This window comes from uncultured Mycobacterium sp. (genome assembly GCF_964249325.1).
Classification (GTDB): domain Bacteria; phylum Actinomycetota; class Actinomycetes; order Mycobacteriales; family Mycobacteriaceae; genus Mycobacterium.
The window spans coordinates 260-13,477 of the sequence record NZ_CAXUCH010000115.1; the positions used below are offsets into that span (position 1 = coordinate 260).

A 13,218-nucleotide genomic window follows, 5' to 3' on the forward strand; every position below is an offset into this window, starting at 1 on the left:
GCGCCGTACTGCGCCAGCTCGGTGGGCCGGTTGCTGGGGTCGTCCGGGCCAACGTCGCGTGCCACGGAACCGATCGTACTGATGCTGGGCAAACACCGCGGCGTCGCCGGGTCACCAGCTCAGAGCTGTCGCATCACCTCGGCGGCGAACAGCTCCAGGTGATCGAGGTCAGCAAGATCCAGCAACTGCAGGTAAACCCGTTGCACGCCGGCCGAGGCGAAGGGACCGAGCCGGTCGACGATCTGCGCCGGGCTGCCCACCACGGGGGAGTTGGACCGCATTTCGTCAAGTTCACGGCCGATGGCGCCCGCCCGACGCGTGAGCTCGGCGTCGTCACGCCCGGCGCACAGCACGAAAGCCGCGGAATAGGTCATCGAATCCGTCGAGCGGCCCACCGAGTCGACCGCGTCGGTGACACGCTGGTATTGGGTCTGCACGGCATCCAGCGTCGCGAACGGCACGTTGAACTCGTCGGCGAAGGTCGCGGCCAACGCGGGCGTGCGCTTGGCGCCCAGCCCGCCGATGATGATCGGCGGATGCGGGCGCTGCACCGGCTTGGGCAGGGCCGGGCAGTCACCCAGCGCGTAATGGGTGCCCGCGTAATCGAATGTTTCGCCGACCGGCGTGGTCCACAGGCCGGTGATGATCTCCAGTTGTTCGGTCAGCCGGGCGAACCGCTCGCCGGCCCGCGGGAAGGGGATCCCGTAGGCCTGGTGTTCGCGCTCGAACCAGCCGGTTCCCATACCAAGTTCCACCCGCCCGTCACTCATCGCGTCGACTTGGGCGACCGACACGGCCAGCGGCCCGGGATGACGAAACGTCGCCGAAGTGACCAGTGTGCCGAGCCGGATCGATGACGTCTCTCGGCCGATCGCGCCCAGCGTTACCCAGGAATCGCTGGGCCCGGGTAGCCCGTCGCCGCTCATCGCCACATAGTGATCGGACCGGAAGAAGCCCGAGTAACCCAATGCTTCGGCGGCTTGGGCGACGGCAAGCTGGTCGGTGTAGCTGGCGCCTTGCTGAGGTTCGACGAATACCCGAAAGTCCACGAGGCTCAGAGTACGGACAGCTCAGTACGTTTCGACGTTCTCGATGCTGACGAACATCCCATGGCCGGTGCGCTCGTTGGTGAACCGTGTTCCGTCGAGGGTCGCTGCGATCGTCCAGCCCTGGGCCGTGTAGGTGCGGTAGTCGATGGTGACGGCGGGGATCGCGCCGATGTTGCCCAGCACCCACTGGACGGCGCCGCCGGCGGTCACGTTGACGCCGTTGGCGTGCTCGCCTTCGGTCATGGGGGAGTTGGTGAACGGCGCCTCACAACCGACACTTTCGGCGTCGATCTGGCAACGCGTCTTACCGGATTTGGTCTCGATGAACACATAACCGTTCTCGTCCGGCGGCAGCGGGATCGCACCGGCCGGCGCTTGCGACGGTGGCGGCGCCGGTGGCCGCGGGGTCTTCGGTGTCGGCGCCCGGCTGGGTCTGGGGTAGGACGGCTCGGTTGCCCCGGCCCCGGGCGACGCGATTGGTCTGCCGCCGATCGTCGAACTGCATCCGGCAGCCACCAGCACCCCAACCAGCAGCCACCCAGCGGCCAGGACAAGCTGTTGTGTTTGCGATCTCCGCACCCGCGCTCCCCTACCTGCACTACTCCGCTTAGCCTACGCACGATGTGATGCAAGTGACTGCAGTGACGCGCCCGCGTGCGGTCAACCGCCCAACGCCGCGTAGCCGGGAGCGAGGCCGCGCAGTTGCGCGACGCCGTCACCGGTGAAGGAGGCGCCCTGCATGAGCGCCAATGTGGTGGGCTGCAACCGCGTCAGCTGCTCGAGTGTCGGGCCCAGGTTGGTGCTCATCGCGGTGGCGCGGAAGGCCGCCTCGGCGTCCAAAGCTGCTGCGACGCAGTCGGATTCGGTTAGCGCCGGGCATTGACCGGTGTGGGTGAGCAGGTCGCCGGCCAGCAGCGTGGACGTCGTTTCGTCGAACCACAGTCCGCTTTCCCGGTTGTGCGGCACATGCGGTGTGGCGATGAACCGTAGCCGGTGCCCACCGATGTCGTGCACGATATCCTCTGAAGCGACGATCGGTGGTCGGTCGCACATGTCAGTCAGCGAGAGCATGCAGGCCAGGGGTCCGTGAATCACCTCGGCGTTGGGCGCGGCCGCCAGCAGCAGGTTGACCGCGCCGCATTCGTCGGCGCCCTCTTCCTTCCGGCCGCCCAGCTGCAAGGTGTTCGCGATGTTGGCCAGGCCCTCCACGACCTGTTCGTAGACAGCGCGCCGCGCGAAGATGCGCGAGCCGCACACACAGGCCTGCCCGGAATGGATGAAGGTGCCAAACGCCGTCATCGGGATGGCCGCGTTCAGGTCGGCGTCATCGAAAACCACCACCGGCGATTTGCCACCGAGTTCCAACGTGACTTTCTTGAGGTCGCTTGCTCCGGCGGCATGCACGATCTCCCTGCCGACCTCGCTCGATCCGGTGAACGCCACCTTCTCGACGTTGGGGTGCGCGGTGATCGCCGCACCAGCGGTGTGCCCACGTTTGCCACCCCGTCGGGAACCCCGGCCTCAGCAAGGATGCGTTCGAGGATCAACGCGGTGAGCGGGGTTTCTCGGCCGGCTTGACAACGCTGCTGCAGCCGGCTGCCAGCGAAGGCGCGACCTTGCAACAGAAATTGAAGATCGGCCCGTTGCAGGGGAAGATCAGCCCCACCACCGCGTAGGGCTCGTTGAGGGTGTAGTCGTGCTGACGCACATCGATGCCAGTCAGCCCGCCGGTGTGCAAATCGGCGGCGATGCCCTCGATCTTGGTGCACCAGCGAGCGTAGTACCGGAAAAACTCGGCACTGACGGCCCAGGTCCCCTGGGCCTGCAGCGGGGTCATACCGGCGTTGAGCGATTCAAGCTCGGCCAGTTCCTCCGCGTTCTGATCGATTAGTTCACCCGCGCGCCAGAGCACCTTGGCCCGCTCGCTGTCAGGCAAATCCCGCCATACTCCGGACTCGAAGGACGCCTTCGCGCGCGCAACCGCGTCGTTGACCGCTTCTGTGCCACAGTCGAAAAATACTGAGGCGCAATGGTTACACCACGTCGTCACGAGTAGCCGAGGTCCGTTACGTCGACGCGCGCACAATCAGCCGGGCGATATCGGTGGGCTGCGGCGGCGGCGCGGGGTATCCCAATTCGGTGAGGACGGCAGCGATAGCGGCGTCGGCGACCGCGGTGGGGTTGAATTCCACCGTAGTCAGCGGCGGCGAGCTGATTTCTCCCGTGGGAGTGGCGTCGACGCCGATGACGGCAAGATCGTCTGGACAGCGCAGCCCCGCTTCGCGGATGCCGTACAGGATCAGATGCGCAATCTCGTCGCTTTGTGCGCACACCGCGGTCACACCGGCACCGACCCAGCGGGTCACGACGTCGGCGGCGTTGTCCACAGTGACGTCATCGACGCTAATTGGCGGAAGATCGCGGGCCCTGGCGGCGCGGGCGACACCTTCGAGCCAAAAGTCGCCCAGGGCACGCCATTTGGCGATCGCGGTGAAGCTTCACCCTTCGAAATAGCCACGCCTCATCGTGACACGACTTCCGGTGGTGACCGCAGCACCCTGGCTCGGCCCGCGGCACGGTGCTGCGCCTACCGGCCCCGAGTCTGACGAGCCCGCAGCAGCGTGCCGTGGTCGCATTAGCGGCCAGCTTCCCCCACGAAACGGGGCGTGCGAGACCGGCGACCCCAGTACGGTACTGGTCTGTACTAGCAAGCCGGCTCTATGGTGGGCGCTGTGACCCAAATCGGCGACACCGCCGCCGAGCCCTCACCGTGGTCGCCCCGGGAGAGCGAATTGCTTGCGGTGACGTTGCGGCTGCTGCAGGAACATGGGTACGACCGGTTGACGGTCGACGCGGTGGCTGCCACCGCCCGGGCCAGCAAAGCCACCGTCTACCGGCGCTGGCCGTCGAAAGCCGAATTGGTGCTGGCCGCGTTCATCGAGGGCATCCGCCAGGTCGCGGTCGCGCCCGAGACCGGCACGCTGCGCGGCGATTTGGTGCGAGTGGGCGAAGTGATTTGCGAGCATGCCCGCCAGCACGCCAGCACGATCCGTGCAGTGCTTGTTGAGGTATCGCGCAACCCCGCACTCAACGAGGTCATGCAGCACGAGTTTCTCGTCCAGCGCAAAGCTTTGATCCGTCGCATTCTGCAACGGGCCGTCGAGCGCGGTGAGATCGACGAGGCTGCGATCAACGACGAACTCTGGGACCTGCTACCCGGCTACCTCGTCTTCCGGTCCATCATCCCCGGCCGGCTACCCACCGCAAAGACGGTGCAGGCCCTCGTCGAGAACGTCATGATCCCGAGCCTTACCCGGCCCACTGATTGAGCAACTACAGGTGACTTACGGCGAAGGCCGCGGCGTCGTTGGTCATGCCGTTGCTCAGATAAGCAAGGTGCGCAAAGCTGGGCTGCCCACCAGGCGCACCATTGCAGATGGCGTCATCCGGAACGCATAAGTCGATGGTCTTGGGCGCATACAGCGGGCCGATGGTGATCGGCGGCGCGCCGTTCTCGGTCAGAAACTGATTCGAGGGTCTCCCGAATAGGGTCACTGCGGCGACGTGGTTGGCGACCTGCGGCGGCATCGGCTGGGGTAGGTACGACACGTACTGCGCAGGTACTTCTTTGGGTATGGCAGCCGAGGTGACGAAACCGGCCAGGGCCGCGCCTTGCGAATATCCGCCGAGGACAATCCGGGTGTTCGGGCAGTTCGCCGCCGTGGATTCGATATGAGCGCCCGCGTCATACAGCCCGTCGACGAAGGTTCTCGCGAACTCTAGGCCTGCCCCGAAATCGCTACTGGCTGCGTAGTTCACCGGGTATACGCTGACCGACCTTGAACCGACCTGCGCGTTGAGCGCGTCGACGAATGCCTGTCCGACCCCGCCGACACCCGGTGGCTCGGCGGTCCCCCGAGCGAACACCACCTCGACGTCGGGGCACGGCTGGGCCGATGTCGGTGCGGCAGGCAAACTCAACAGCGCCGCCGCGCTGGAAACCACAACAGCACTAAGCAGGCGAAGGCGTGCGCTTACGGCTGCCTTCAGCCGGCGTGCCGATGAATTGGGGATAGATCTGGTGTCGTTCATGCCAACCCCCAGTGTCTGGCTTAATCCCGACCAAATGTCAACGCTACAGACAACCGATGACCCGGGTGAGCAGTTGCTCAACGGGCAGGCAAGGGTGCGCTCGGGCATCTGTTGTAGTGTCCGGTCCCGTACCGTACTGTAATCGCCGTCGACTCCTCGCTGCAGGCGGGGGAGGATGACATCGCGCAAGCGGTCGCGTCGCCGGTCTATCGAAAGGCCCAAGGTGGCTGGTATTTCACTTACGCGCTTCGTGAGGCGCTGGTGGATAGTGCTGGTCACCGTCGCAGTGGTAGCGCTCGCGGGGTTCGGCGTATACCGGCTGCACGGAATCTTCGGATCGCACAACGACACGTCCACTCCGACCGGCGTCCTGAATGAGGGTGTGCCGTTCAATCCCAAGCACGTGGTCTACGAGGTCTTCGGTGACCCCGGGGCGGTGGCAACCATCAACTACCAAGACATCCATGCTGCGCCGCAGCGAGTAGACCACGCTCGGCTGCCGTGGAAGTACGAGGCCATCACCACAGACCCCGCAGTCATCGCCAACCTGACCGCGCAAGGCAACAGCAGCACGCTCGGGTGCCGCATCATCATCAACGACGAGGTCAAGGACGAGAGGACCGTCAACGAAGTGAACGCCTACACGTTCTGCCTGGATAAATCCGGATGAGCAACCACAACGGCATACCGCATACCATCCGCCGGCTTGCGGTGCCGATCATCCTGTTCTGGGTGGGCGTAGCGGCGATCACCAACATTGCGGTAGCGCGTTTGGAGTCCGTGGCCCAGGCGCACCAGGTGGGCATGAGTTCGCCGAGCGCGCCGGCGCTGCAGGCGATGAAACACATCGGCAAGGTGTTCCAGCAGTTCGACTCCGACAGTGCGGCGATGATCGTGCTGGAAGGCGACAAGCCCCTGGGCGATGACGCCCACCGCTTCTACGACACATTGATCCGTCGACTCGAGACCGACAAAAAGCATGTCGAGCACATCCAGGACTTCTGGGGGGATCCGCTGACGGCGTCGGCCTCCCAGAGCAACGACGGCAAGGCTGCCCTGGTTCAGGTCTATCTTGCCGGTAACCAAGGCGACGCGTTAGCAAGCGAATCCGTCGACGCGGTCCGCAACATCGTCGACCACACCCCGGCACCGAAAGGCGTCCACGCCTACGTCACCGGCGCGGCGCCACTGATCACCGATCAGTTCGAGGTTGGCAACAAAGGAATATTGAAGGTCACGCTCATCACCTTCCTGGTGATCGTGATGATGTTGGCCTGGGTCTACCGTTCCGCCATCACCACGCTGATGGTGCTGATCACGGTGCTTGTCGAACTGGCCGCGGCGAGGGGAGTCGTGGCCGTTCTGGGAAACCTCAATTTGATTGAGCTGTCAACCTTCTCGGTCAATATCCTCACGCTGCTGGCGATCGCGGCCGGCACGGACTACGCGATATTTGTTCTTGGCCGCTATCACGAAGCACGTGCAGCCGGCGAAGAGCGAAAGACCGCCTTCGACACCATGTTTCACGGCACTGCGCACGTCGTGTTGGGCTCGGGGCTGACCATTACCGGGGCGGTGTTTTGCCTGAGGTTTGCTCGGCAGCCGTACTTCGAATCCATGGGTGTTCCCTCCGCCGTGGGAATGCTGGTTTCGGTTATGACCGCGCTCACCCTGGCCCCCGCCGTGCTAGCGGTGGGCAGTCGGTTCGGTCTGCTCGAACCCGAGGTCACGATGCGAACGCGGGGATGGCGCCGCATCGGCACCGCCATCGTGCGCTGGCCCGCGCCCATTCTTACGGTGACAATCGCCGTCGCGCTTATCGGTCTGGTTGCCCTGCCCGGATATAAGACGAGTTACGACTCCAAGCCCTACTTGCCGGCCGCGACCCCGGCCAAGGTCGGATACGCGGCCGCAGAGCGGCATTTTTCGCAGGCGCGGCTGAATCCCGAGCTACTGATGGTCGAGGCCGATCATGACCTGCGTGATCCGGCGGACATGCTTGTCCTGGAGCGGGTGGCCAAAAACGTCTTTCACACCCCGGGGATCGCGAAAGTGCAGGCCATCACCCGGCCGTTAGGGACGCCGCTCGACCACAGCTCGATACCGTTTCAGCTGAGTCAGCAAAGCGTCGGTCAAGTCATGAACCTGAAATACCAGAAAGACCGGGCGGCCGACCTCCTCAAGCAGGCCGCCGAGCTGAGGAAGACGATCAACATACTCCAGCAGCAATACGCTCTCCAACAGCAGACAGCCGCTGCCACGCACGAGCAGACCCAAAGCTTTCACGACACGATCGCCACGATCAACGAACTCCGGGACAAAATCGCCAATTTCGACGACTTCTTCCGACCGATTCGCAGTTATTTCTACTGGGAGAAGCACTGCTACGACATCCCTATCTGCTTCGCGTTCAGAAGTCTCTTCGACGCCCTCGACGGCATCGACGAACTCGCTGACCAGTTCGCAAGCATTACCGCGTCTTTGGACAAACTGGATGCGCTGCAGCCGCAACTGGTGGCGTTGATACCTCCCCAGATCAACAGCCAGATGACGAATCTTGAACTGACGCTGTCCAACTACGCCACCAACTCCGGGATCAACAACCAGTCGGCATATGCGAACGACAATCCGGCCGCAATGGGACAAGCCTTCGACAAGGCCAAAAACGACGATTCCTTCTACCTGCCTCCGGAGGTGTTCTCCAACCCCGATTTCAAGCGGGGCCTGAAACTCTTCATGTCACCGGACGGCAAGGCCGCCGAGATGATCATCACCCATGAAGGTGATCCGGCGACGCCACGCGGCATCTCCCACGTTGACGCAATCAAGAACGCGGCAAAAGAGTCTGTCAAGGGAACTCCCCTGGAGGGCTCGCACATCTATCTCGCCGGAACGGCGGCGACCTACAAAGACATCCAGGACTCGATCAAATATGACCTGATGATCGTGGGAATCGCAGCGCTGAGCCTGATTTTGCTCATCATGATGATCATCACCCGAAGCCTGGTCGCCGCGATCGTCATTGTTGGCACGGTGGCCCTGTCATTGGGCGCCTCGTTTGGGCTTTCCGTGCTGCTCTGGCAAGACATTCTCGGCATCCAGTTGTATTGGGTTGTGCTGGCGCTGGCCGTCATTCTGCTGTTGGCGGTCGGATCCGACTACAACCTGCTGCTGATCTCGCGGTTCAAAGAGGAAATAGGCGCCGGGTTGAAGACTGGGATCATCCGCTCGATGGCCGGCTCTGGCTCGGTGGTCACTTCTGCCGGTCTCGTGTTTGCCGCCACCATGGCGACGTTCGCCTTCAGTGCGTTGGTGATTCTCGCTCAGGTGGGTACCACGATCGCGCTGGGCCTGCTCTTCGACACGCTGATCGTGCGGTCGTTTATGACCCCGTCCGTGGCGACGCTTCTGGGACGCTGGTTCTGGTGGCCGCAGCGAGTGCGTCCGCGTCCGGCCAGTCAGATGCTTCAGCCATACGGACCGCGGTCGGCGGTTCGTCAACTGCTCTTATGGGAAGACGACGAGGCGGTGACTTCCAACGTTTCTCGGTGAGCGACGCTCTCAGCGCAGCACCCTCACCGGAACATTGGACCAGCCGGCGACGTTTTGCATCGACACGCGGCGGCAGCCCTCCCAGATGACCTCGTAGCGCGGCATGAAATCCAGGAGTTTGTCGAGCGCTATCGCGCTTTCCATGCGGGCCAGCGCTGCGCCGAGGCAACTGTGGATGCCGTAGCCGAAACCGAGGTTTTGCGCTTCCGTGCGGTCGCGGTCGATGTCGAACTTGTCGTCAGACAACTCGAGGTCGCGCCGGCCCTCGCGGCGGCTCGGGGATTGCCCGGGGTGTTGCCGACGGGTCGGCCCGGCAATCCCGACAGCGACGACGACTGGTTCGTCACCGACTGGATGGACACCGCTCGCGCGCAACAGGCGCTGGCGTTTCAACAGCACTCCTGGGCCGGACATGCTCGCGAAGATGCGGGAGCGAGCAGGCTGTTAGCACCACGCGATGCGGCTCGCCGTTCCGGTCGCTCGCGAGTTCCTCAAACGCCGGGCTGCCTACCGCGATGCGCCCGGCCAGTATGCCGATCCGTGGGGAGCGATCCGGGCCAGGCTGGGGGAGCCGGGCCTCGACGTCAGGATTTAGCGAATCAGTTGTCGGGAACGGCGGTCGGGTCGGCAACGGCCGGCGAACTCTTGGGCGCGGCCGTCGACACTTCTCGGGCCGCGGCCGTCACCCGGTTGCGGACCAAGAACCAGCCGCCGATGAGGGCGGGAACCCCGAGAACCAGCGTCGCGATGATCCACGGTCCGCGCTCCTGGTCGAAGATCATCAGCACCAGCACGCCCGCCAAGAAAGCCAACGTCAGGTAGCCGCTGTAGGGGGCCAGCGGCATCCGGAACCGCGGCCGCTCCATCGCGCCGGCCTTGGCCCTGCGGTACAGCCAGATTTGGCAAACCACGATCGTCGCCCAAGCCGCCATGATTCCCACTGCGGCGATGTTCAACACGATTTCAAAAGCCTGGCCAGGTTTGACCGCGTTGAGCACCACACCGAACAGCCCGATCGTGCTGGTCAGCAGGATTCCGCCGTACGGCACACCGTTCTTGGACATCCGCCCGGTGAACTTCGGGCCGCTGCCGTTGACCGCCATCGACCGCAGGATCCGGCCGGTGGAGTACAGCCCGGCGTTCAGGCTCGAGAACGCGGCGGTCAGCACAACCACGTTCATCACGCTGCCCGCGCCGTTGAAACCGATGTGGGAGAAGAAGGTGACGAACGGGCTCTCGTGTTCTTTGTAGGTGGTGTAGGGCAGCAGCAGGGCCAGCAGCAGGACCGAGCCGACGTAGAAGACGGCGATGCGCACCACGACGGAGTTGATGGCGCGAGGCATAATCTTCTCCGGCTCTGCGGTCTCACCGGCTGCGGTGCCGACCAATTCGACTGCTGCATAAGCGAATACGACGCCCGAGGTGACGAGCACCAGCGGCAGCAGGCCGGTCGGCAAGAACCCGCCATGGCTTTTCCACAGGCCGAATCCGGTGCTTTGACCGTCGACCTCGATGCGCCCGGCCAAAAAGATGGTCCCGACGACCAGGAACGTGACCAGCGCCAGCACCTTGATCAACGCGGCCCAGAACTCGAACTCGCCGAAGGCCTTCACCGAGATCAGGTTCACCGACACCACCGCTACCAGCGCGATCAGCGCAAACGCCCACTGCGGGACGACTTGTAGCGCCTTCCAGTAGTGCAGGTAGTTCGCGATCGCGGTGCTGTCGACGATGCTTGCCATCGCCCAGTTCAGGAAGTACATCCAGCCGGCGACGAACGCCGCCTTTTCCCCGAAGAATTCGCGGGCATAGGACACGAAGGAGCCCGATGACGGGCGGTGCAACACCAGTTCCCCGAGTGCGCGCAGGATCAGGAACACGAAGCCGCCGCAGATCGCGTACACGATGAACAACCCGGGTCCCGCCGATGCGAGCCGCCCGCCCGCGCCGAGGAACAACCCGGTGCCGATTGCGCCGCCGATCGCGATCATCTGCAGCTGCCGGCGGTGCAGGTCGTGGTGATACCCAGCGTCTTCGCGAGTGAGCAGGTCGGGCGCGCCGGCCCCGACGGCGGGTCGGGGTGTGCTGGGCAGCAGTGACATCAAGGTCCTATCGTGCGGGATTCATGCAACGCTGCGACGCGGGCATACCCGAAGATGGGTTGGCTGCAGGCTACCTCAACCGCCCCGCCCCAAGCGGCGCGTGGAGCAAGCCACGCGTGCGCACGCCTTTCCCCGAACCGAGTGCCGGCCGCGCCCGATCTCGGGACTTTCGGGAACAAACCACCCGGTTATGCCGTTGATCCGGTCGACAAGTTGAGTGTGTCAGGCTCAAGCTTGTTGACAGCACCAGCTGCCGGCAGGAGACTTGAGCGTGGCTCACTCAGCATAATGCACTAACGAAGCTCAACTATCAGGGAGGATTCACCATGGCTCGTGCGGTCGGAATCGACCTCGGGACCACCAACTCCGTCATCTGCGTCCTCGAGGGCGGCGATCCCACCGTCATCGCCAACTCGGAGGGCTCCCGGACCACACCGTCGATCGTCGCGTTCGCGCGCAACGGTGAGGTGCTGGTCGGTCAGCCCGCCAAGAACCAGGCGGTGACCAACGTCGACCGCACCGTGCGGTCGATCAAACGGCAGATGGGCACCGACTGGAAGATCGAGATCGACGGTAAGCACTACACGCCGCAGGAGATCAGCGCCCGCGTGCTGATGAAGCTGAAGCGCGACGCTGAGGCGTACCTGGGTGAGGACATCACCGACGCCGTCATCACCGTGCCCGCCTACTTCAACGACGCTCAGCGGCAGGCCACCAAGGAAGCCGGCCAAATCGCTGGTCTGAATGTGCTGCGCATCATCAACGAGCCGACCGCGGCGGCGCTGGCCTACGGCCTGGACAAGGGCGAGAAGGAACAGACCATCCTGGTGTTCGACCTCGGTGGCGGTACCTTCGACGTGTCGCTGCTGGAGATCGGCGAGGGCGTGGTCGAGGTCCGCGCCACCTCGGGTGACAACCACCTGGGTGGTGACGACTGGGATCACCGCATCGTCGAGTGGCTGACCGACAAGTTCAAGAAGCAGACCGGCATCGACCTGAGCAAGGACAAGATGGCGATGCAGCGGCTGCAGGAAGCGGCCGAGAAGGCCAAGATCGAGCTGAGCTCGTCGCCGAGCACCTCGATCAACCTGCCTTACATCACCGTTGACGCCGACAAGAACCCGCTGTTCCTCGACGAGCAGCTGACCCGCGCGGAATTCCAGCGGATCACCCAGGACTTGCTCGACCGTTGCCGCAAGCCGTTCCAGTCGGTGATCGCCGACACCGGCATCTCGGTGTCCCAGATCGACCACGTGATCCTGGTCGGCGGCTCCACCCGGATGCCCGCGGTGACCGACTTGGTCAAGGAGCTCACCGGCGGCAAGGAGCCCAACAAGGGCGTCAACCCCGACGAGGTCGTCGCGGTGGGTGCGGCACTCCAGGCCGGTGTGCTCAAGGGTGAGGTGAAAGACGTTCTGCTGCTTGACGTTACGCCGCTGAGCTTGGGTATCGAAACCAAGGGTGGGGTGATGACCAAGCTGATCGAACGCAACACCACGATCCCGACCAAGCGCAGCGAGACCTTCACCACCGCCGACGACAACCAGCCGTCGGTGATGATCCAGGTCTATCAGGGTGAGCGCGAAATCGCCGCGCACAACAAGCTGCTCGGCTCGTTCGAGCTGACCGGTATCCCACCGGCCCCGCGCGGGGTGCCGCAGATCGAGGTCACCTTCGACATCGACGCCAACGGCATCGTTCACGTCACCGCCAAGGACAAGGCCACCGGCAAGGAGAACAGTATCCGGATCCAGGAAGGTTCGGCCCTGTCCAAGGAAGAGATCGACCGGATGATCAAGGACGCCGAGGCGCACGCCGAAGAGGACCGCAAGCGTCGCGAGGAAGCCGACGTCCGCAACCAGGCCGAGACGCTGGTGTACCAGACGGAGAAGTTCGTCGCTGAACAGAGGGGTGCAGCGTCCGAATCCGGCGGCTCGAAGGTTCCCGAGGACACGCTGAGCAAGGTCGAGGCCGCGGTCGCCGACGCCAAGAAGGCGTTGGAAGGCACCGACATCGGCGCGATCAAGTCGGCGATGGAAAAGCTGGGCCACGAGTCGCAGGCGCTCGGCCAGGCGATCTACGAGGCCACCCAGGCCGCGCAGGGCGCCGGCGGAGCCGGCGGCCCCGCCGGCGGTGATGGGGCGGGCGGTGCCGACGACGTCGTTGACGCCGAGGTTGTCGACGATGACCGGGAGGCCAAGTGAGCGAAGGTAATGCACGCGAACAGGTAACGGTCACCGACAAGCGGCGAATCGACCCCGAGACCGGCGAGGTTCGCCACGTCTCATCCGGTTCGGCGCCGAGCGAGCCGGCACCGGCGGCACCGTCGCCGGCGCCGGCCGCGCCGGTGCCCGAGGACAAGGTCGCCGAGCTGCACGCCGATCGGCCGCGGGTGCAGGCCGACTTCGCCAAATACCGCAGGC

The 13,218-nt window shown here is 64.3% G+C and carries 11 protein-coding genes and 3 pseudogenes; 6 read left to right on the forward strand and 8 right to left on the reverse strand.

The window, feature by feature from the left end:
• Positions 1-119: 119 nt before the first annotated feature.
• The 5 genes and pseudogenes from ACFE99_RS14990 to ACFE99_RS15010 all read right to left on the reverse strand — a co-directional run.
• On the reverse strand, positions 120-1,049 hold the full coding sequence (locus tag ACFE99_RS14990; RefSeq protein WP_375486583.1) for an LLM class F420-dependent oxidoreductase: 930 nt from the start codon (positions 1,047-1,049) through the stop codon (positions 120-122).
• Between the two features lie 21 nt (positions 1,050-1,070).
• The gene (locus ACFE99_RS14995; protein WP_375486601.1) at positions 1,071-1,598 is read right to left on the reverse strand and encodes a hypothetical protein; all 528 of its coding nucleotides are present in this window, start codon (positions 1,596-1,598) and stop codon (positions 1,071-1,073) included.
• Positions 1,599-1,709: 111 nt separating this feature from the next.
• Positions 1,710-2,492 carry an aldehyde dehydrogenase family protein gene (locus ACFE99_RS15000; protein WP_375486585.1) on the reverse strand — a complete coding sequence of 261 codons (783 nt, stop codon included), beginning with the start codon at positions 2,490-2,492 and terminating at the stop codon, positions 1,710-1,712.
• A gap of 100 nt (positions 2,493-2,592) precedes the next feature.
• Positions 2,593-3,099, reverse strand: coding sequence for an aldehyde dehydrogenase family protein (locus tag ACFE99_RS15005; RefSeq protein ID WP_375486587.1), 507 nt, complete (start codon positions 3,097-3,099; stop codon positions 2,593-2,595).
• A 16-nt stretch (positions 3,100-3,115) separates the two neighbouring features.
• A pseudogene (locus tag ACFE99_RS15010) lies at positions 3,116-3,547 on the reverse strand (substrate-binding domain-containing protein); the annotation flags it as partial.
• Positions 3,548-3,769: 222 nt separating this feature from the next.
• Here ACFE99_RS15010 and ACFE99_RS15015 point away from each other — a divergent pair.
• On the forward strand, positions 3,770-4,378 hold the full coding sequence (locus ACFE99_RS15015) for a TetR/AcrR family transcriptional regulator (RefSeq protein WP_375486589.1): 609 nt from the start codon (positions 3,770-3,772) through the stop codon (positions 4,376-4,378).
• A gap of 4 nt (positions 4,379-4,382) precedes the next feature.
• Here the strand turns inward: ACFE99_RS15015 and ACFE99_RS15020 are convergent, their stop codons facing one another.
• Complete coding sequence (locus ACFE99_RS15020) at positions 4,383-5,054, reverse strand: cutinase family protein (RefSeq protein WP_375486591.1); 672 nt, start codon at positions 5,052-5,054, stop codon at positions 4,383-4,385.
• A 310-nt stretch (positions 5,055-5,364) separates the two neighbouring features.
• Between ACFE99_RS15020 and ACFE99_RS15025 the strand changes: the two genes are divergently transcribed.
• Together ACFE99_RS15025 and ACFE99_RS15030 are read left to right on the forward strand one after the other, a co-directional pair.
• Entirely contained in the window at positions 5,365-5,811 is a 447-nt protein-coding gene (locus tag ACFE99_RS15025; protein WP_375486593.1) for an MmpS family transport accessory protein, read from the forward strand.
• The gene (locus ACFE99_RS15030) at positions 5,808-8,693 is read left to right on the forward strand and encodes an RND family transporter (protein ID WP_375486595.1); all 2,886 of its coding nucleotides are present in this window, start codon (positions 5,808-5,810) and stop codon (positions 8,691-8,693) included. Before ACFE99_RS15025 ends, ACFE99_RS15030 begins: the two co-directional genes overlap by 4 nt.
• Positions 8,694-8,702: 9 nt before the next feature.
• Here ACFE99_RS15030 and ACFE99_RS15035 read toward each other — a convergent pair.
• A pseudogene (locus tag ACFE99_RS15035) lies at positions 8,703-8,930 on the reverse strand (cytochrome P450); the annotation flags it as partial.
• A 220-nt stretch (positions 8,931-9,150) separates the two neighbouring features.
• Between ACFE99_RS15035 and ACFE99_RS15040 the strand changes: the two are divergent.
• Positions 9,151-9,288 carry a hypothetical protein gene (locus ACFE99_RS15040; protein WP_375486597.1) on the forward strand — a complete coding sequence of 46 codons (138 nt, stop codon included), beginning with the start codon at positions 9,151-9,153 and terminating at the stop codon, positions 9,286-9,288.
• 4 nt (positions 9,289-9,292) lie between these two features.
• Here the strand turns inward: ACFE99_RS15040 and ACFE99_RS15045 are convergent, their stop codons facing one another.
• Positions 9,293-10,795 (reverse strand): amino acid permease, encoded by a 1,503-nt coding sequence (locus tag ACFE99_RS15045; protein WP_375486603.1) that lies wholly within the window; start codon positions 10,793-10,795, stop codon positions 9,293-9,295.
• A gap of 326 nt (positions 10,796-11,121) precedes the next feature.
• On the opposite strand from ACFE99_RS15045, the gene dnaK reads away from it, so the two are divergent.
• Together dnaK and ACFE99_RS15055 are read left to right on the forward strand one after the other, a co-directional pair.
• Positions 11,122-12,999 carry a molecular chaperone DnaK gene (gene dnaK / locus ACFE99_RS15050; RefSeq protein WP_375486599.1) on the forward strand — a complete coding sequence of 626 codons (1,878 nt, stop codon included), beginning with the start codon at positions 11,122-11,124 and terminating at the stop codon, positions 12,997-12,999.
• Positions 12,996-13,218, forward strand: a pseudogene (locus tag ACFE99_RS15055) (nucleotide exchange factor GrpE); the annotation flags it as partial. The gene dnaK and the pseudogene ACFE99_RS15055, both read left to right, overlap by 4 nt.